Genomic DNA, 18,266 nt, shown 5'->3' on the forward strand with positions numbered 1-18,266 from the left:
TGGTGATGCGGGGGGAGCGGCTCTGGCCGCGGCGGCCTCTGCAGGGCTCGGGCCTGCCATGGAAGGTAGCGCGGGTCCGGCAGGCCGCGACTGGTCCGGCGTGGCGTGGGCGGGATAGCTTGAGCGGGTGATCAAGTACCTCGGCTCCAAGCGGCGGCTCGTCCCGCATCTCGTCGCGATCGTGTCGGCGATCCCGGGGGCACGGACGGTGCTCGACCTCTTCACGGGCACGACGCGCGTGGCGCAGGGGCTCAAGGCGGCGGGGTTCGCCGTGACGGCGAACGACCTCGCGAGTTACAGCGCGGTGCTCGCCGAAGCGTACATCGCGACCGACGCGGGGCAGGTGTCGCGCGAGCGGCTCGAGGGGTTCGCGGCCGCGCTCGACGCGTTGCCGGGGGAGCGCGGGTACATCACGGCGACCTTCTGCGAATCGGCGCGGTACTTCCAGCCGATGAACGGGATGCGGATCGACGCGATCCGTCGTGCGCTCGACGCGCTGGATGCGACCGCGGCCGAGCGGGCGATCCTGCTCACCGCGCTGTTGCTCGCGGCGGACAAGGTCGACTCCACGACCGGACTGCAGATGGCGTACCTCAAGCAGTGGTCGGCGCGGAGCGCGAAGCCGCTGTCGCTCCGGCTTCCCGCGTTGCTCGACGGCCCGGGGCGCGCGTTGCACGAGGAGGCGCGCGTCTGCGTCGCCCGCCCCGAGGTGTACGACGTGGCGTACCTGGACCCGCCGTACAACCAACATTCGTACTACTCCAACTATCATGTGTGGGAGACGCTCGTGCGCGGCGACGCGCCGCCGGCGTACGGCGTGGCGCGCAAGCGCGAGGATTGCCGGACGACCAAGAGCGCATTCAACCAGCGCGGCGAGGCGTGGAACGCGCTCCGTGAGGTGGTGACGGGCGTGAAGGCGAGGCATGTGGTGCTCTCGTTCTCGGACGAGGGCTTCTTCACCGAACAGGCGATCCGCGCGCTGCTCAGCGAGCGGTTCGACGCGGTGACGCTCGTGCCGGTGGAGTCGGCGCGGTACGTCGGCGCGCGCATCGGGATCCACAATCCGCGCGGCGAGCGCGTGGGACGCGTGAGCCACGTGCGCAACACCGAGTGGCTCTGGATCGCCGGCCCGGAGGCCGATGCGATCGCGGCGGAGGGACTCTCGCGGCTCGCGGCGCGTGCCGGGGTGCCCGCATGAGCCTGGCCTCGGAACCGCTCCTCCTGGTGGTCGATGACGACGCCGGCGTGCGCAAGCTGCTGAAGACCGCACTCGAGCGCGCCGGGTTCCGCGTGCTGCTGGGCGAGAACGGCGTGCATGCGCTCGAGGTGCTGGCCGAGGCCGATGGACCGATCGCGTTGTTGTTGAGCGATGTCGTGATGCCCGGGATGGGTGGCGTGGACCTCGCGGCGAGGTTGCTCGCGATGCCGGCACCGCCCAAGGTGATGCTGATGAGCGGCTATCCCCACGACCCGGCGCTCCTGCGGGTGGCCGGGACCAATCCGCCGTTCCTGCGGAAGCCGTTCAATCCGCCGGATGTCGTGAAGCGCATCCGTGTCGAGCTGGGCATCGCCGACTGATGGCCGCCCGGCACGCGAAGGCGATCGCGCACCTGCGCGCGGTGGACCCGGTGCTGGGCGACTGGATGGCGCGGGCGGGGCGCTGCGGCTGGTCGCGCGAGAACGCCGGGACCCATTTCGACCATATCGCGCGTTCCATCGTGTACCAGCAGCTGTCGGGCGCGGCGGCCTCGACCATCTACGGGCGCGTGCTCGCGCTCTACGGAGGCGCGACGCCGACGCCGGCGCAGGTCGCACGGACCCCGGATGCGAAGCTCCGGGCCGTGGGGCTCTCGACGCGGAAGGTGGAGTACATCAAGGACCTCGCGCGCCACACGCACGCGGGGACCATCCCGGTGAACGCCATCCACGAGATGGACGACGCCGAGGTGATCGCGACGCTCACGCAGGTCCGCGGCATCGGCGAGTGGACGGCGCAGATGGTCCTGATGTTCCGCCTCGGCCGGCCCGACGTGCTGCCGGTGCTCGACCTCGGCATCCAGAAGGCCATCAAGCTGTTGTATGGTCTTCGGACGCACCCCACGCCCGAACGCGTCGCGAAGATCGGCGCGCGCTGGGCGCCCTATCGCACGGTGGCCTCGTGGTATCTCTGGAGACGGGTGGACGATCCTCCGCAGTAGCGGTCGCGGCCGGCGAGACGGTCGTGGCATTGCGCAGTCCCTTCCCGGTGAGCGCCGAGGCGCTCTTCGCGTGGCATGAGCGCCCCGGCGCGTTCGAGCGGCTGACACCCGGATTCCAGCCGGCGACGGTCGTGTCGCGGAGCGGCGGCATCCGCGACGGGTCGCGCGTCACGTTGCGCGTGCCGGTCGGGCCGGCGAGCACGACCTGGGAGATGGAGCACGTTGGCTATGTCGCGGGGCGCGAGTTCCGCGATGTGCAGCGCGCCGGGCCGTTCGCGAGCTGGGAGCATCGGCACCTCATGGAGCCGCAGCCTGACGGGACGAGCGTGCTGGACGACACCATCCGCTATCGCCTGCCGTTGCCGCCGTTCGGGGGGCTCGTCGCCGACGCATTCACGCGCGGCAAGCTCGAAGGACTGCTGCGATGGCGTCATGCGCTGACGCGCGCGGATCTCGAGCGGCACGCGACGTTCGCGGCGCGCGGGGCGCGCCGCATCGCGATCACCGGGGCGAGCGGCTTCCTCGGCGCGGCGCTCGTGCCGTTCCTCACGACGGGCGGCCACACCGTGCGCACCGTGGGGCGTGGGGCGGGGAGCGACGTGCGGTGGGATCCGTCGCGCGGCCAGATCGCGGCCGCGGGTCTCGACGGGGTCGACGCCGTGATCCATCTCGCCGGGAGTTCGGTCGCCGAGCGGTGGACCGCCGCGACGAAGGCGGAGATCCTCTCGAGTCGCGTGCAGGGCACACGGTTGATCGCGGAGACGCTGGCGCGGATGGCGGTGAAGCCCGAGGTGCTCGTCTGTGCGTCCGGGATCGGCATCTATGGGAGCCGCGGCGATGCGTGGCTCGACGAGACGTCGTCGCACGGTGACGACTTCCTGGCGGAGGTGGGGGCCGCGTGGGAGGCGGCGACCGCGCCGGCGCGCGATGCGGGGATCCGCGTGGTGCTCGCGCGGACGGGGATCGTGCTCAATCCGTCCGGCGGCGCGCTCGCGAAGATGCTGACGCCGTTCCGACTCGGGGCCGGCGGTCGGCTGGGGAACGGCAGGCAGTGGATGAGCTGGATCTCGCGCGAGGACTACGTCGGGGCGGTGCACCACGCGATGCAGTCGGCGGCAGTGCAGGGGCCGATGAACGTCGTGGCACCGGAGCCCGTGACGAACGCGACCTTCACCGAGACGCTCGGCCGGCTGCTGCACCGTCCGACGTTCGCGGCGGTGCCGGCGCTCGCGCTGAAGGCCCTGTTCGGCGAGATGGCGGATGGCACGGTGCTGGCGAGCCAGCGGGTGCGGCCGGCGGTGCTCGAGGCGAGCGGCTTCCCGTTCCTGCACCGGTCGGTGTCATCGGCGCTCCGGTTCGAGCTCGGGTTGCTGTGAGCGGAGGTGCGGTGGTCGCCTGCGCGCCGCATCCGTAGATTCTCCCGCATGGAGCTCAACGGCGCGGTCGTGGTGGTGACGGGCGGCTCGGGGTTCCTCGGGCGGCGCGTGGTGGCGGCGCTCGAGCGGCGCGGGTGCGCGGCGATCCACTCGCCCCGCTCGGCGCAGTACGACCTGCGCGAGAAGTCGCAGGTGATCCGACTGTATGAGGACACGCGCCCCGACGTCGTGATCCATCTCGCCGCGGTGGTGGGCGGGATCGGCGCCAACCGCGCGCATCCGGGGCGGTTCTTCTACGAGAACCTCGTGATGGGGGTCGAGACGCTCGAGCAGGCGCGCGTGTTCGGCGTGCGCAAGTTCGTCGGGATCGGGACGATCTGCAGTTATCCCAAGTTCACGCCGGTGCCGTTCCGCGAGGACGATCTCTGGAGCGGCTATCCCGAGGAGACGAACGCGCCGTACGGCCTCGCGAAGAAGATGCTGCTCGTGCAGTCGCAGGCGTACCGGCAGGAGTACGGGATGCACGCGATCCATCTGTTGCCCGTGAACCTCTACGGCCCCGGGGACAACTTCGACCCCGAGACGTCGCACGTGATCCCGGCGATGATCCGCAAGATGGAGGAGGCGCGGCGCGCGGGGCGCGACGAGGTCGTGCTGTGGGGCGACGGCTCGCCGACGCGCGAGTTCCTCTACGTGGACGATGCGGCGGAGGGAGTGGTGCTCGCCGCGGAGCGCTACGACGACGCCGACCCGGTGAATCTCGGGAGCGGCGGCGAGATGCCGATCCGCGACCTCGCCGTAGCGGTGGCGCAGGCGACAGGCTTCACCGGGCGCATCGTGTGGGATGCGACGAAGCCGAACGGGCAGCCGCGCCGCGGGCTCGACACCTCGCGTGCCGCGGAGCGCTTCGGGTTCCGCGCGGGGACCGACTTCGCGCAGGGATTGGCGGAGACCGTGGCGTGGTGGCGCGCGCAGGGCGGGGCATGAGCGAGGCGAGCGCGTCGGCCGCGTCGCCGTGGTACGGCTTCACTGACTTCCACAGTCACCTGATGCCGGCGGTGGACGACGGCTCGGCCGATGTCGCGCAGTCGCTGACGGCGTTGCGGCACTTCGCCGCACAGGGCGCCGCGACCTGCCTCACCACGCCGCACTTCGACGGATCGCTGACGAAGATGCCGGCGATGCTCGACGTCCGGCTGGCGGCGCTCGACGGCGCGTGGGCGCAGCTCGACCAGGCGCAGGCGGCGACGCCCGGGTTGCCGCGGCTCGCGCGCGGTGTGGAACTCATGCTCGACGATCCCGACCCCGACCTTCGGGACGACCGCGTGCGGCTCGCGGGCGGGCCGTTCGTGCTGGTGGAGTTCCCGGCGATGCAGTTGCCGCCCAACGCGGAATGGGCGTTGCACAACATCCGCCGGCATGGCTATCGGCCGATCCTCGCGCATCCGGAGCGGTACCGGAACCACGATTCGCGGTTGACCGTGCTCGCCCGCTGCCGGGCGGCGGGAGCGCACCTGCAGGTGAACGCGGGATCGTTCCTCGGACAGCATGGCGATCGCGCGCGCGCGGTGGCCAACGTGCTGCTCTCGCTCGGCTGGGTGGACTACCTCGCGAGCGACTACCATGCGCGCGGAGAGCCGGCGACGGCGCGGGCGGCGGCGCTGCTGGTCAAGCGCGGTGCCGAGCAGCAGGTACGACGACTGCTGGTCGAGAACCCTGCGCGGATCCTCGCGGGCGAGGGGCCGCTGCCGGTCGCGCCGGTGACCGCGAGCGGCGCGCGCCCGTGGTGGGCGCGGCTGCTGGGACGGATCGCGGGGAAGGACTGAGCGGCTAGCGCCGCAATCCGCGCAACTGGAGCTCGAAGTCGAGCGAGTTGGTCGCGAGCGAGACCGCGACCTCGAACGAGACCTGGCCGGCGATGACGCGGTCGGCGAGATGCTGGTCGAAGGTCTGCGTCCCGTACTGGGCGCGGCCCTCCGAGAGGGCGTTGCGCAACTCGGCGAGGCGACCGGGGTCCGAGAGGACGTCCTTCACCGTCGGGGTCATCAGCATGAGCTCGGCGACGGCGATGCGCCCGCGGCTGTCGGCGCGCGGGAGGAGGCGCTGCGCGATGACGCCGCGGAGCAGCTCGGAGAGCTGCAGGCGGGCGGAGTCGCGGCGGTCCGGACTGAAGCGCTCGAGGATGCTCCGGATGGCGGAGGTGACATCGGTGGCGCGGACCTGCCCGATGACGAGCCGGCCCTGCTCCGCGGCGCGCATGGCGAGTTCGACGAGTTCCGGATCGTCGAGGTCGCCGATGACGACGACGTCGGCATCCTGTTCCATCGCGGCGCGGACGCCGACGGCGTACGAGGCGGTGTCGATGCCGATCTCGCGCTGCGTGACGGCGCAGGCGTGGTTCTTGTGCAGGAAGCGGAGCGCCCGCTCGACGGTGACGATGTGCCGGCGGCGAGGGCTGTGCGTGTTCAGGTGATTGACGAACGCGGCGGTGGTGCTGGTCCGGCCCCCGCCCTGCGCGCCGGCGACGAGGATGATGCCGAAATCGGCGAGGCCGATGGAGGCGAGCGACGCGGGCAGGTTGAGCGACTCGAAGGTCGGCAGCACATCGGGGATGACGCGGAGCACGATCATGAAGCTCGAGCGCTGCTTGAGGAGGCTCAGGCGGAAGCGGCCGATGCCCGGCGCCGACCAAGGGCCGGAGTGGTCGTGGATCGCCGTGATGTCCGGGGTGTTGGGAGACGTCGCCAGGATGTGGCGCGTCATCTCGTAGGTCTGTTTCGCGTTCAGGATGCCGGTGTCGAGCGGGACGAGCTCCCCGTCGGCACGGATGTAGGCGGCGTCCCCGGCGCGGATATGGATGTCCGTCGCGTTGCGCGAGACGGCCGCGGTGAGGATCGTGCGGAGCCGCTCGACCTCTTCTGGTGCGGCGGTGGTGGACGTGCTGCCCGTCTCAGGAGCCATGGGACGTGGGGGCGCGGTCGCGGTGGAGGTCGGAACGACGGGAGACGGCCGAAGCTATGGAGGGCCTCATCGCCTAGGGACGAGGCGCTGGGCCCGAAGGTAAATACTGGACTGTAAATAGCCAGTGACCTACAATTCGTCACACCATACGGTAATGATCACTCCCGTCAGCATCGAGCCGGCTGCCCATATCGCGAGACTCGGTGCCCGCCAGCGTGCGGTGCGCCTGCAGCGGCGTCGGTTCTGGCGTGAGGTGGTGTACGGCGGGATGATCGTGGCATCGGACGCGGTGACGCTCGCGGCCGTGTTCATCGTGCTGGCGATGGTCCCGCTCTCGCAGGTGGGCCAGTGGCTCGGGACCGACGGCTACGACTTCCTCCGGTTCCTGCTGCCGAGCGAGCCGCTGCCGCTCGCGCGTCGCTTGAGCGCGATGGTGTTCTGCCTCGTCGCGACGCGATCGTACAGCTACACGGAGCGCGAGAAGCACAGTGGGCGCATCATGGCGGCGCTCCTCGTCGGGCTGGCGCTGCCGCGCTGGACGGAGATCTGGACGGCGTCGTTCTTCGCGCGCGCGTCGGCGCTGTCGGTCGTGCTGGTGACGCTGTGGGGGGCGCTCGTGCTCCAGCGCCGCGTGATCACGGGGGCGCTGCGGTCGCTGGACCCCCGCGGACTCGAGCCGTCGCGCACGCTCATCGCCGGCGTGCCGGAGGTGTTGGCGGGGGTTCGGGAGGATTGGCGCCGGCGCACGGCGGAGACGGACGAAGGGGTGACGCCGGGGTTCTTCGAGATCACCGATGCCTGGCCGAGCGATGCGCCGGGCGGACCGGGGGATCTCTACGATGCGCTCACGTCGGCGAATGCCGACGCGATCGTGCTGGTGGGACCGCTCGGGGATGCGGCGTTGCAGAGCCTGATGATCGCGGCGTCGAGCGCCGGGTGCCGAGTCTTCGCGACGCGGCGGCGGGCGTTCCAGCGGCTCGACGAGCCGAGCTTCCTGCTGCGGCGGGCGGAGCCGCTCGCGTTGCTGAGCCGCCCGGCGCTGGTGGGCGTGCAGCTGGTGGTGAAGCGGTTCGTCGATCTGGCAGGGGCGGTGGTGGGGCTGGTGGTGGGGGCGCCGCTCGTGGCGCTGATCGCGGTGCTCGTGCGCACGACGTCGCGCGGACCGGTGCTCTTCAAGCAGGTCCGCGTGGGCCTGGGAGGCGACCCGTTCACGCTGCTCAAGTTCCGCACGATGGTGGAGGATGCGGAGGCGCAGCAGGCGGCGCTGGCGCGGGCGAACCAGTACGCGTCGGATCCGCTGTTCAAGGTGAAGGGGGATCCGCGACTCACGACGGTGGGGCGCTTCCTCCGCCGGTCGAGCCTCGACGAGCTGCCGCAGCTGATCAACGTGCTGCGGGGCGAGATGTCGCTCGTGGGTCCGCGCCCGGCGCTGCCGAGCGAGGTGGCACGCTACAAGCCGCACCACTTCGTGCGGTTCGAGGTGCTGCCGGGGATCACGGGGCCCTGGCAGGTGGGCGGACGGAACGCGATCACCGACTTCGAGGACGTGGTGAAGCTGGAATCGGCGTACATCCGCGGGTGGACCGTGTGGCGCGACCTGGTGATCCTCGCGCGGACGGTGCCGGCGGTGGTGAGCATGCGGGGGGCGTATTGACCCCGCCACGGGGCGCTCGGCGGCTGTTTCGTCCGGGCCCGTGAGTCGTATTACATCAGAATTCATTCGCATGCGAAGCACGTCCATTCTCCCATCCTGCACCATGACCTCGACCCTGCGACGTCGCCTGTTCCTGGGGGGCATCCTCGCCCTCGGTGCGTGCCGTCCGTCCGCACCAGTGGCGCCGACGCCGCTCCCGCAGTCGATGCTGCGGCCGTGGACGACACAGCCCGGCGACATCGTGCGCGTGAACGTCTGGCGCGAGCCGGAGCTCTCGGGTGACCTGCTGGTGCAGAACGACAGCACGGCGATCGTGCCCTCGCTCGGGCGGATGAAGCTCGGCGGGCTCACGGCGGATTCGCTGAACTCGCTCCTCATCACGCGCTTCCGCGACCGGATCGTGAACACGCCGGTCGACGTGCGGCTGATCCGTCCGGTGCCGGTGTTCGGCTCGGTGCGGGCCCCCGGCGTGTATCCGGTCGATCCGACCTCGACGGCGATCCAGGTGATCGCGCGGGCGGGGGGCACGGTTGGCGCCGAAGGGCTGCCGCGCGTACAGCTCCTGCGCTTTGACGGGACGAAGCTGAACCTGACGGTGGAGCAGTCGCTCGGGGCGTTCGACCTGCGATCGGGGGACGCGATCTTCGTGCAGGACCAGTCCTTCTGGATCCGGAACCAGCGGCAGATCACGACGGTGGCGGCGGTCTCGACCATCATCGCGTCGGTGATCTCGATCATCGTCCTGCTCGGGAACTGAGGCGATGAGCAATCTCCCGATGGTGGTGCCGGTGGAGCCGAACCAGCCGCTCGACCTGCGGCGCGGGTGGGCGACGATCTCGCGGAGCGCGTGGATCATCGTGGTGTGCGTGGGCCTCGCGGTGGCGGCGGGCGTGGTGGCGGCGCGTCGGGTGGAGCCGCTGTACCAGGCCGAGGTCACGGTGCGCATCGACGAACCGCGCCCGAGCGCGACAGCGCAGTTCTACTTCGGGCCCGACTACCAGCAGCTCCTCGCCACCTCGACGGAGATCATCACGAGCCGGAACCTCGCGCTCGAGGTGGTGGATTCGCTCGGGCTCCGGCTGGCGGTGCTGCAGCCGCAGCGCACGCCGCGCAGCGACCTGGTCCTCTGGGCGGTGATCGCGTCGGACGCCCCGGACGCGGAATACCGCTTCACCCGCACGGCGGGCGGCTACGAGGTGCGGCGCCTGCCGGGCGACGCGGTGCTCGGGACCTTCAGCGACACGATGCCGATCGACCTCCCGGGGCTGCGCCTGCAGCTCTCCCCGGCCGGCCGGCTGCAGGAACGGATGCAGTTCGCGCTCGCGCCGCGTCTGGTGGTGGCGAACGGCCTGCGCTCGTCGCTCGACGTGCTGCAGACCAACCGCGACGCCAACGTCCTCAAGATCATCTTCCGCGGGACCGATCCGGCGCTCACGCGCGAGATCCCGAACGCGGTGGCGCGGCGGTTCGTGCAACGCAAGATGGACCTCGAGCGGGTGAGCGCGCGCGGGACGGTGACGTACCTCGAGGCGCAGCTCGGGTCGCTCGACGAGCAGCTCGCGGGGGCGGAGTCGGAGATCCGCGACTACCTGCTCCGCGAGGGGATCACGACGCCCGAGGACCAGGCGCAGTACTTCTTCAGCGAGATCAACGAACTCAAGAGCGCGGCGACCACGCTCCGCGGGATCCGCGAGCAGCTCGCGCCGGCGATCGCCGGTCCGCGGTCGACGGACTCGCTCACGCGGCGCCGCGAGATGCTCGAACGGATCCTCTCGACCGATGCCTTCAGCGATGCGCGCATCGCCGAGAGCGAGGTGGAGCGGCTCGGCCTGCTGGTGGACGAGCGGAACCAGCTGCTCAACCGTCGCATGCCGGGTGACCCGGACGTGCGCGCGCTCGATCGGCGCATCGACGCCATCCAGGACGTGATCGAGGACCGCGCGCGCCGCTTCGTCGGCAGCGTGAACGCGCAGATCGTGGTGCTCGAGCAGCGGGTGGCGACCCTCGAGGAGGCGCGGAAGCGCATCCCCGAGCAGCAGCTGACGTTCCAGCGCCTGGAGCGCAATCGGCGCGTGCTCGAGGATCTCTCGATGATGGTGCAGTCGCGGCTGAAGGAGGCGGAGATCGCCGCGGCGGTGCAGGACTCGACGGCGCAGGTACTCGACGAGGCGGCCGGTGCCCCGATGTCGATCTCGCAGTCGAAGACGATCATCTTCGCGGTGGCGGTGCTCGCTGGGCTCGTGGTGGGCGTGTCGATCGCCTTCCTCCGCGAGTGGCTCGACACGACGATCCGCAGCGAGGCGGACCTCGCCAACGTCACCGGCGTGGCGGTGGTGGGCATCATCCCGAACCTGCAGCAGCAGGCGCGCACCGGCGCGTACCGATTGGGTCCACCCGTCGCCGTAGGCGCGGCCGGGGCCGAAGGCGCGAAGGACCTCCCCGCGGCCGGCCGCGACTACCACACGCCGGCGGCCGAAGCGTACCGCTCGCTGCGCACCAACCTGAACTACCTCACGCCGCCCAAGGCGCCGCGCGTGATCGTCGTGACCTCGGCGCTCCCGGGCGACGGCAAGACGACGACGGCGGTGAACCTCGCGGTGACGCTGGCGCACCAGGGCCAGCGCGTGATCCTCATCGACGCCGAGACGCGGCGTGGCACGGTGCACGACGTGTTCGGCATCGCGCCGTCGCCGGGCTTCTTCGACCTGATGTACGGGCAGGCCTCGCCGGGCGAGTGCATCCGCCGCGTGGCGATGGAGTCGGGCGGCACGATCGACGTGCTCCCGCTCGGCAGCGCGCCGAGCGTGAACCCCGCCGACCTGCTGGTCGCCCAGCGCCTGCAGCCGCTCTTCGAGCGCCTGCGTGCGCAGTACGACTACGTGCTGCTCGACACGCCGCCGCTCAACCTGTTCACGGACAGCGCCTTGATCGGTGCGCAGGCCGATGCACTGTTGCTCGTGGCCCGCGCCGACAAGACCGACCGCGAGGAGCTGCGGTTCGCGGTGGCGCAGTTGCGGAACGTCCAGGTGAACCTCGCCGGCGCGGTGCTGAACGACGTCGAGTTCCGTCGCGGGTCGCGGTATCGCTCGGGGTACGGCTACTACTACGATTACGGCAAATGAGCGGACGCCGAGGGATGCCATGAGGACCTCGCGAGGAGGGATGCGCGCCGCACCGGTCTCGGAGTCCGGGCCGGAGCTCGTGCCGGACGTCTTCGACACCGGCGCGGAACAGCCGGTGACGTCGGGGCAGTTCGGGGCCTCGATGCTCGTGGGGCTCGTGCTGCTCGCGGTGGAACTCATCGCGGCCCCGCTGGTGCTCACGCTGACGTTCGTGGTGTCGCTGCTCACGTGGTGGATGCTCGACCAGTCGTGGACGGGCCGTCGCCGCGGCCGGCACCGGCGCGGGCTGACGTCGCGCCTGCTGTACCTCAGCACGATCATGCTCGTGGGGCTCTGGCTCGGCGTGATGTTCATCTTCCGCGCGAGCGACCCGATGCTTGGGTCGGGCTTCACCACGACGCTGCCGGGGATGCTGTGGGGCGTGGACGCGGGGCTGATCCAGCGGCTCAACGGGATGCAGGTCGTGGCGCCGACCGGCGCGCTCGCCGTGGCGGTGCCGGGCGAGGCGTTCGCGCCCTTCTCGCTCTTCATGCACGGCACGGCCTCGACGGTGGCGGTGAGCCTGCTGGGGTACGCCGTCTCCTCGGGGCGTCGCCGCCTGCGCCGCGCGCTGCGGAGCCAGGGCCTGATGCCGCCGCGCGAGTCGCGCCCGGGCTCGCCGCCGGTCCGCTGAGTCCGGCATGACGACGACCGCGGTGCCCGTGGCCGAGGCGCGCCGGGAGTCGGTGGTGCCCTCGCTCCAGACGTTCGTGGTGGTGGCGTACCTCGCGATCACCGCGGCGGGGCTCGCCGGCGTCGGGGGCCGCGCGTTCGGCCCGCTCTGGGCGATCACCGCGGCGGTCACGGCGCTCACGCTGGTGATGCGCTCGCCGGCGGCCTACCTGGCCTTCACGGTCTCGCTCTGGCTCTACACGCCGCTCTTCCGCCGGGTGCTCGACATGCACCACGGCTTCCAGGCGACGAACCTCGCCCTCGCCGCGCCGGTGCTGGCGTCGTCGGTCGCGATCCTCACGGTGATCCGGTTCTTCCGGGAGCTGCGCGGCGTGCTCTTCGCGCCGGCGTTGCTGGTGATCGCCGCGGTGACGTACGGATTCCTCGTCGGCGCCCTGCGGAACGGGCTCCTGCCGGCGTTCTACGCGTACCTGACCTGGCTCTCGCCGGCGCTCGTCGGCCTGCACACCGCGCTGCACTGGCGGCGCTACCCGGACATGAAGCGCGCCTTCGTGCGCACGCTCGCGTGGGGGATCGCGCCGGCGGCCCTGTACGGCGTGGTGCAGTTCGTCGTCATGCCGCCGTGGGACCGCATCTGGATGATCGGCACCGACCTGCAGTCGATCGGTCGCCCCGAACCCTTCTCGGTCCGCGTCTTCGGATCGATGACGATGCCGGGCACCTTCGCGGTCGTGATGGAGGTGGGGATGCTCCTCCTCCTGTCGGCCGAGGTGCGCGGACGGTTGCCGTCGCTCGTGCTGGGCTTCATCGGATTGCTGCTCTCGCGCATCCGCACGGCCTGGCTCGGGTTCGTCTTCGGGCTCGGGCTGCAGTTCGTCACGCAACCGGCGCGCAAACTGCCGCGGAACTGGATCACGCTCGTCGTCGTCGGGTTGCTCGCGCTGCCGGTGATCACGATCCCGCGCATCCGCGAGGGGATCACGTCGCGCCTCTCGTCGATCACCTCGGGCGGCGACGATTCATCGTTCCGCCAGCGCGTGATGACGGCGCGTGCCGGCTATGCGCTCGTCCTCGAGTACGCCGAGGGGGCCGGACTGGGCGCCACGGGCAGCGCGGTCACCGCGCGCTCGGGCGGCGGCATCCGCAACTTCGAGAACGGGCTGCTCGAGGTGTTCTACCTGTTCGGCTGGCCGGGCGGGTTGATGTTCTTCCTCGGCGTGTTCGGGATCGTCGTGCAGGGGATGCGGCTCGCCGACGCGCAGTTCGATCCCTTCGCGAACGCGGTGCGCTCGGGGGCTGCGGCCCTGCTCGCGAGCCTGCTCATCTCGGAGATCTTCACCGGCGCGCCGGGCACGCTGTTCTGGGTGCTCATCGGCTTCGGCGTGTCGGCGCACGCGCACAACCTCGCCTCCGGCGCGACGATGGCGTACCGCGCGTCGTTGCTGCGCGCGCGATGACCTCGGCCGGCCGGCGGATCGCCGAGAACCGCGCGGCGCACGACCGGTTGGGCGGCGCGTACGACGCGCGGCACCCGGAGATCTTCAACGACATCGAGCAGGCGCGGCTCACCGCGTCGGTGGCGCGCGCGGTCGCGGCGATCGCGAGCGCGACGGCGGAAGGGTCGCGGGTGATGCTCGACATCGGCGCGGGCACGGGCAACCTGACGGACAAGCTGCTCGCGCATCCCGGCAAGGTGTACGCGAGTGACGTGTCGGAGCGGATGGTGCGCGACCTCGCCCGGCGGCACGCGGCGGCGGGGAGGGTGTTCCCGGTGGTGCTGAACGGTCGCGACCTCCAGCCGGCGCGCGATGCGAGCGTGGACCTGGTCGGGGCGTACTCGGTGCTGCACCATGTGCCGGACTATCTGGCGCTGGTGGCGGAGATGGTGCGCGTGACCAAGCCGGGCGGCGTCATCCTGCTGGAGCACGAGAAGGCGCCGCAGTATTGGGCGCCGAGCCCCGAACTGACCGCATTCTTCGCGCAGTCGGTGGTGTGGCCGGAGAAGCGGTGGACGCGATTCGTCGATCCGCGGCGCTACTGGGCGCGGATCCGGCCGAGACTCATATGGCAGCGCTGGCGCGATCCGCGCTGGATGCCCGAGGGGGACCTGCACATCTGGCCCGATGACCACGTGGAGTGGGAGCGGGTCGAGGCGCAGCTCGTCGCGGGCGGCTGCGAGATCGTGCTGGTGGAGGATCATCTCTCGTACGAACCGCGCTTCGACCGCGCGGCGTGGGAGCGCGCGCGGCAGTCCGTCGCCGACACGCGCGTCCTCGTCGCGCGCAAGCGCGCCTGAGGCCCCATGCCACCGACGCTCACCGTCATCACCCCGTCGTACAACCAGGGGCGGTTCCTCCAGGAGACCATCGACTCGGTGCTCTCGCAGGGGATCGCGGACCTCGAGTACATCATCGTCGACGGCGGGAGCACCGACGAGAGCGTGGAGGTGATCAAGCGGCACGAGCGGCACCTCGCCTGGTGGGTGAGCGAGAAGGATCGCGGACAGTCGCACGCGATCAACAAGGGGATCGCGCGCGCCAACGGCACCTGGCTCGCGTACCTCAACTCCGACGACGTCTACCTGCCGGGCGCGCTGCAGTCGCTGCTCGACGCGCTCCGCGCGAAGCCGGCCGCCCGCTGGATCGCCGGCGGCGTCGTGGGGTTCGGCTCGGCGGAGATGCCGGTGCACGAGTGGCACCTGCCGACGGTCCCGCGCGGGATGCTCGACCTGCTCTCGTCGCGCTTCCAGATGGCGCAGCCGGGGCACATTTGGTCGCGCGCGCTGGTGCAGCAGGTGGGCGGGTTCGACGAATCGCTGCGCTATCTCTTCGACATCAACCTGTACGCGGCGCTCATCGCGCATGGCGTGACATGCGAGGCGCTCGACCGCCCGGTCGCGGCCTACCGCTTCCACGCGACGAGCAAGACGGTGGCGGAGGGTTCCCTGTTCGAGAAGGAATGGGATATCATCCGCGCGCGGTACATGACCTCGCTCGCGCCGCTCGACCGCCTGCGCGCCTCGCACCGGATCGGTCTGCTCAAGGCGCAGGCGCTGGTGACGGAGGCAGCGGCGCTCGCCGACGCGGGAGACGGCGCGGCGGCGCGCGCCGGCTTCGCCCATGCCGTGCGCCGGCATCCCGGCGTGCTGCTCACGCGCGCCGGCGCGGGTTGCGCGCGCCGTCTGCTGCGCGGCTGAGCGGGCGCCCCGTGGCCCCGGAACCCGTCCAGACGCCGCATCGCGTCCTGCTCGCCTGCACCGGCCTCGGCAACGAACGGCGCGGATTCGAGACCTTCACGCGCGATGTTGCACAGGCGCTCGCCGCCGAGCCGACGCTCGCGGTGGAGGTCTTCGCGGGGGGCCGTGACGGGCATGTGCCCGGGGAGCACGTGGTCGCCAACCTCCCGCGCCGCTCGCGGGCCGCACATCGGCTCGGCGCGATGCTCGGACGCGACCCATACTTCATCGAGCAGGGCTCGTTCTTCCTCGGTCTCCTTCCCGCGCTCGCGCTCCGCCCGCCCCACCTCGTGTACTTCGCCGATCTCAACCTGGGGAACGCGCTCTGGCATTGGCGTCGCCTCACCGGCGCGCGCTGGCGGATGCTGTTCTACAACGGTGGCAACACCACCATGCCGTACACCCGTTGCGACCATGTGCAGCAGCTCACGCCCGCGGCACTCGACGCGGCTGCGGCGCGCGGCGAACGAGCGGAGCGGATGACGTTGCTCCCACATGGGGTCTCGCTCCCGCCGCTCGTCGAGCCGTCGACCGACGCCGCGCGACGCGAGGCGCGCCGGGCCGCACGTGTCGCGCTCGGCCTGCCGGTGGACCGCGAGATCCTGTTGAGCGTGGGACAGCTCGACCGGCCGACCAAGCGCACCGACCTGCTCATCGAAGCGGTCGCCGCGCTGCCCACGCCGCGGCCGTTCCTCTTGCTGGTCGGCGCGGACGGGCCGGACGGCGCCGGACTGCGCGCGCTCGCCACCGAACGGCTCGGCGATGGGTGGGGCTGGCGCACCGAGCCCAGGGAGCGGATGGGCCTCGTGTACGCGTCGGCGGACACGTTCGCGCTGCTCTCGCGCGGCGAGGGATTCGGCCTCGCGTACGTTGAAGCGCTCGGCGCGGGACTGCCGTTGCTCGCGCATGATGACGCCACGACCGCGTATGTCGTGGGAGACGCGGGGCTGCGGCGCGCGATCGCGACGCGCGAGGACGCGGTCGCCGCGATCGGCGCGCTTCGCGCGCTCCCTACCGATGCCGCCGCGGCGCGGACGCGTCGCGCATCGGTCGCCGAGCGCTTCGGCTGGGCGACGCTCGCGCCGCGCTACGTCGCGCTGCTCACGCGCGTCGCGACGGGACCGATATGAGCGCCACGGGACCGTCTTGGTCGGTGGTGATCCCGACGTACGACCGGCACGAGACGCTGGCCGCGTGTCTGGACCGCCTCGCTCCCGACGCGCAGACGCTAGACGCGTCGAAGTACGAGGTGATCGTCAGCGATGACGCGCGGCGCGCGGCCACGCGGGCGTTCGTCGCCGAACGATTCCCCTGGGCGCGCTATGTGGCGGGACCGGCGCGCGGGCCCGCGGCCAATCGCAACCATGGCGCGGGGCAGGCGCGCGCGCCGTGGCTCGTGTTCACCGACGACGACACGCTTCCGGACCGCGGCTGGCTCGCGGGCTACGCCGCCGCGCTCTCGGCGGATCCGCGCGCGGAGGCGCTCGAAGGCCGCACCACCTGTGCCGCCGGCTTCGGAACGCCGATGCACTACGCTCCCGTGAACGAGCGTGGGGGTCTCTTCTGGTCGTGCAACATCGCGGTGCGCGCGGACCGCTTCCGGGACGTGGGCGGCTTCGACGAGGGCTTCACCGTCGCGCACATGGAAGACCAGGACCTGCGCGAGCGGCTGCGCCTGCATGGCATCGCGAGCCGCTGGGTGCCCGACGCCGTGGTCGATCATCCGCCGCGTCGGCAACCGTCCGGGCGGAAGCTCGGCCTGCTCCGCGCCGCCGAGGTGCGCTACCTCTACAAGTTCGGCGCACCGCGTCCGGTGCGCTGGCGGCTGCTCCGCGGCGTCGCCTCGCTGCGCATCGGCATCATCCGTTCGCTGCCGTGGAGCATGGACTCCCTTCGTGCGCTCGCGTCGCTCGCGGCCGAACTCACGGCGGTGCTGAGGCATGGCGCCGAGTGGGAGCGCGCGGCGGCCGCGGAGTTCCCGGTGCCCATCACCGAGGGCGAGGCGGATCTCGCGGCGCTGATCGACCCGCGGCAGGCCTTCGCGCGACGGCCGCTGGACGGAGCGCACGACGATGGCGCGACGGTCTCGGTGATCGTGCCGACGTGGAAGCGGACCGCGGACCTCACGCGGTGCCTGCGCGCACTCGCGGCGCAGACGCGTCGCGTCGACGAGGTGATCGTCGTGACGCGCGAGGACGACGAGGCGAGTCGTGAGGCGGCGCGCGCGGTGGCGATGCCCGAGGGCACCCAGTACGTGTTGCCGCGCCTGCGCGCGCCCGGGGTGGTCGCGGCGCTGCACGAAGGCATCCTGCAGGCGCGTGGCTCGGTGATCGTCCTCACCGACGACGATGCCGAGGCGCGACCCGACTGGATCGCGCGGCTGGTGGCGACGTTGCGCAGCGACCGCGACATCGGCGGCGTGGGTGGCCGCGACTGGCAGCCGCACGAGCGCGGCGCGGCCGCGACCGTGGGTGTGGTGCAGTGGTTCGGTCGCGTCGTCGGTGCGCATCATCTGGGGGCGGGGCCGGCGCGCGACGTGGACGTGCTCAAGGGCGTGAACTGTGCCTTCCGCGCCCCGCTGGTGCGCGCGGTCGGAATGGACGACGCGCTGCGCGGCGATGGCGCGCAGGTGCACTGGGAGCTCGCCCTCTGCCTGCCACTGCGGCGCGCAGGGTGGCGGCTCGTGTACGATCCGGCGATCGCGGTGGAGCATCACGTCGCGCAGCGCGACGGCGCGGACCAAGTGCACCGTGGGCGGTTCGCGGCGGCGCCCTTCGGCGACGCGGTGCACAACGAGGCGCGCGCACTGTCGCAGCACTTCGGATGGGTGCGTCACGCGCTGTTCACGGTGTGGGCCGAGTCGGTGGGCACCGTCGCGGCGCCCGGACTGCTCTCGGCGCTGCGGCTTCGCGCGCAGGGGCATGCCTGGGCGTGGGAGGCCTGGGCGGTGGCGCGGGCCGCTCGTGCCACGGTGCGCGCGGCGCGCCGGACGACCCCGCCGCCTGCTCGCTGGATCCCCATGCCGGGGACGCTGCCATGACCGATCCG

Annotated in this window: 16 protein-coding genes; 15 read left to right on the top strand and 1 reads right to left on the bottom strand. The window is 71.7% G+C overall.

Annotated features, from left to right (window positions below):
• Positions 1 to 127: 127 nt before the first annotated feature.
• From IPJ78_10630 to IPJ78_10655, 6 genes are read left to right on the top strand one after another with little or no spacing between them, the layout of a single operon-like run.
• Positions 128 to 1,198 carry a DNA adenine methylase gene (locus tag IPJ78_10630; GenBank protein MBK7907001.1) on the top strand — a complete coding sequence of 357 codons (1,071 nt, stop codon included), beginning with the start codon at positions 128 to 130 and terminating at the stop codon, positions 1,196 to 1,198.
• Positions 1,195 to 1,578, top strand: coding sequence for a response regulator (locus IPJ78_10635; protein MBK7907002.1), 384 nt, complete (start codon positions 1,195 to 1,197; stop codon positions 1,576 to 1,578). Before IPJ78_10630 ends, IPJ78_10635 begins: the two co-directional genes overlap by 4 nt.
• Positions 1,578 to 2,198: a DNA-3-methyladenine glycosylase 2 family protein gene (locus IPJ78_10640; GenBank protein ID MBK7907003.1), complete on the top strand. Its 621-nt coding sequence runs from the start codon at positions 1,578 to 1,580 to the stop codon at positions 2,196 to 2,198. The genes IPJ78_10635 and IPJ78_10640 overlap by 1 nt, the downstream gene beginning before the upstream one ends.
• Positions 2,199 to 2,221: 23 nt before the next feature.
• Positions 2,222 to 3,574: a TIGR01777 family protein gene (locus tag IPJ78_10645; GenBank protein ID MBK7907004.1), complete on the top strand. Its 1,353-nt coding sequence runs from the start codon at positions 2,222 to 2,224 to the stop codon at positions 3,572 to 3,574.
• 48 nt (positions 3,575 to 3,622) lie between these two features.
• The gene (locus IPJ78_10650; GenBank protein ID MBK7907005.1) at positions 3,623 to 4,561 is read left to right on the top strand and encodes a GDP-L-fucose synthase; all 939 of its coding nucleotides are present in this window, start codon (positions 3,623 to 3,625) and stop codon (positions 4,559 to 4,561) included.
• On the top strand, positions 4,558 to 5,400 hold the full coding sequence (locus tag IPJ78_10655; protein MBK7907006.1) for a hypothetical protein: 843 nt from the start codon (positions 4,558 to 4,560) through the stop codon (positions 5,398 to 5,400). The genes IPJ78_10650 and IPJ78_10655 overlap by 4 nt, the downstream gene beginning before the upstream one ends.
• 4 nt (positions 5,401 to 5,404) lie before the next feature.
• Here IPJ78_10655 and tadA read toward each other — a convergent pair whose 3' ends face one another.
• On the bottom strand, positions 5,405 to 6,535 hold the full coding sequence (tadA, locus tag IPJ78_10660; GenBank protein MBK7907007.1) for a Flp pilus assembly complex ATPase component TadA: 1,131 nt from the start codon (positions 6,533 to 6,535) through the stop codon (positions 5,405 to 5,407).
• 154 nt (positions 6,536 to 6,689) lie between these two features.
• Here tadA and IPJ78_10665 point away from each other — a divergent pair, with 154 nt between their 5' ends.
• The 9 genes from IPJ78_10665 (at position 6,690) to IPJ78_10705 (ending at position 18,258) form a co-directional block, all read left to right on the top strand.
• Entirely contained in the window at positions 6,690 to 8,189 is a 1,500-nt protein-coding gene (locus IPJ78_10665) for a sugar transferase (GenBank protein MBK7907008.1), read from the top strand.
• A gap of 103 nt (positions 8,190 to 8,292) precedes the next feature.
• The gene (locus IPJ78_10670) at positions 8,293 to 8,946 is read left to right on the top strand and encodes a polysaccharide biosynthesis/export family protein (GenBank protein ID MBK7907009.1); all 654 of its coding nucleotides are present in this window, start codon (positions 8,293 to 8,295) and stop codon (positions 8,944 to 8,946) included.
• A gap of 4 nt (positions 8,947 to 8,950) precedes the next feature.
• Positions 8,951 to 11,311 (top strand): polysaccharide biosynthesis tyrosine autokinase, encoded by a 2,361-nt coding sequence (locus tag IPJ78_10675; protein MBK7907010.1) that lies wholly within the window; start codon positions 8,951 to 8,953, stop codon positions 11,309 to 11,311.
• A gap of 19 nt (positions 11,312 to 11,330) precedes the next feature.
• Positions 11,331 to 11,984 (top strand): hypothetical protein, encoded by a 654-nt coding sequence (locus IPJ78_10680; GenBank protein MBK7907011.1) that lies wholly within the window; start codon positions 11,331 to 11,333, stop codon positions 11,982 to 11,984.
• A 7-nt stretch (positions 11,985 to 11,991) separates the two neighbouring features.
• On the top strand, positions 11,992 to 13,440 hold the full coding sequence (locus tag IPJ78_10685) for an O-antigen ligase family protein (GenBank protein ID MBK7907012.1): 1,449 nt from the start codon (positions 11,992 to 11,994) through the stop codon (positions 13,438 to 13,440).
• Positions 13,437 to 14,279, top strand: a complete 843-nt coding sequence (locus IPJ78_10690) for a class I SAM-dependent methyltransferase (GenBank protein MBK7907013.1) — start codon at positions 13,437 to 13,439, stop codon at positions 14,277 to 14,279. Before IPJ78_10685 ends, IPJ78_10690 begins: the two co-directional genes overlap by 4 nt.
• A 6-nt stretch (positions 14,280 to 14,285) precedes the next feature.
• Positions 14,286 to 15,179: a glycosyltransferase gene (locus tag IPJ78_10695; protein MBK7907014.1), complete on the top strand. Its 894-nt coding sequence runs from the start codon at positions 14,286 to 14,288 to the stop codon at positions 15,177 to 15,179.
• An 11-nt stretch (positions 15,180 to 15,190) separates the two neighbouring features.
• The gene (locus IPJ78_10700) at positions 15,191 to 16,348 is read left to right on the top strand and encodes a glycosyltransferase family 4 protein (GenBank protein MBK7907015.1); all 1,158 of its coding nucleotides are present in this window, start codon (positions 15,191 to 15,193) and stop codon (positions 16,346 to 16,348) included.
• Complete coding sequence (locus IPJ78_10705) at positions 16,345 to 18,258, top strand: glycosyltransferase (GenBank protein ID MBK7907016.1); 1,914 nt, start codon at positions 16,345 to 16,347, stop codon at positions 18,256 to 18,258. Before IPJ78_10700 ends, IPJ78_10705 begins: the two co-directional genes overlap by 4 nt.
• Positions 18,259 to 18,266: the final 8 nt, after the last annotated feature.

This window comes from Gemmatimonadota bacterium (genome assembly GCA_016714015.1).
In the GTDB taxonomy this organism is placed as follows: Bacteria; Gemmatimonadota; Gemmatimonadetes; order Gemmatimonadales; family Gemmatimonadaceae; genus Pseudogemmatithrix.

Bases quoted from the DNA above. Each gene is read 5' to 3' on its own strand.
- IPJ78_10635 (MBK7907002.1), top strand. From the start codon at position 1,195: ATGAGCCTGGCCTCGGAACCGCTCCTCCTGGTGGTCGATGACGACGCC.
- IPJ78_10640 (MBK7907003.1), top strand. From the start codon at position 1,578: ATGGCCGCCCGGCACGCGAAGGCGATCGCGCACCTGCGCGCGGTGGAC.
- IPJ78_10650 (MBK7907005.1), top strand. From the start codon at position 3,623: ATGGAGCTCAACGGCGCGGTCGTGGTGGTGACGGGCGGCTCGGGGTTC.
- IPJ78_10655 (MBK7907006.1), top strand. From the start codon at position 4,558: ATGAGCGAGGCGAGCGCGTCGGCCGCGTCGCCGTGGTACGGCTTCACT.
- tadA (MBK7907007.1), bottom strand. From the start codon at position 6,535: ATGGCTCCTGAGACGGGCAGCACGTCCACCACCGCCGCACCAGAAGAG.
- IPJ78_10665 (MBK7907008.1), top strand. From the start codon at position 6,690: ATGATCACTCCCGTCAGCATCGAGCCGGCTGCCCATATCGCGAGACTC.
- IPJ78_10670 (MBK7907009.1), top strand. From the start codon at position 8,293: ATGACCTCGACCCTGCGACGTCGCCTGTTCCTGGGGGGCATCCTCGCC.
- IPJ78_10675 (MBK7907010.1), top strand. From the start codon at position 8,951: ATGAGCAATCTCCCGATGGTGGTGCCGGTGGAGCCGAACCAGCCGCTC.
- IPJ78_10680 (MBK7907011.1), top strand. From the start codon at position 11,331: ATGAGGACCTCGCGAGGAGGGATGCGCGCCGCACCGGTCTCGGAGTCC.
- IPJ78_10685 (MBK7907012.1), top strand. From the start codon at position 11,992: ATGACGACGACCGCGGTGCCCGTGGCCGAGGCGCGCCGGGAGTCGGTG.
- IPJ78_10690 (MBK7907013.1), top strand. From the start codon at position 13,437: ATGACCTCGGCCGGCCGGCGGATCGCCGAGAACCGCGCGGCGCACGAC.
- IPJ78_10695 (MBK7907014.1), top strand. From the start codon at position 14,286: ATGCCACCGACGCTCACCGTCATCACCCCGTCGTACAACCAGGGGCGG.
- IPJ78_10705 (MBK7907016.1), top strand. From the start codon at position 16,345: ATGAGCGCCACGGGACCGTCTTGGTCGGTGGTGATCCCGACGTACGAC.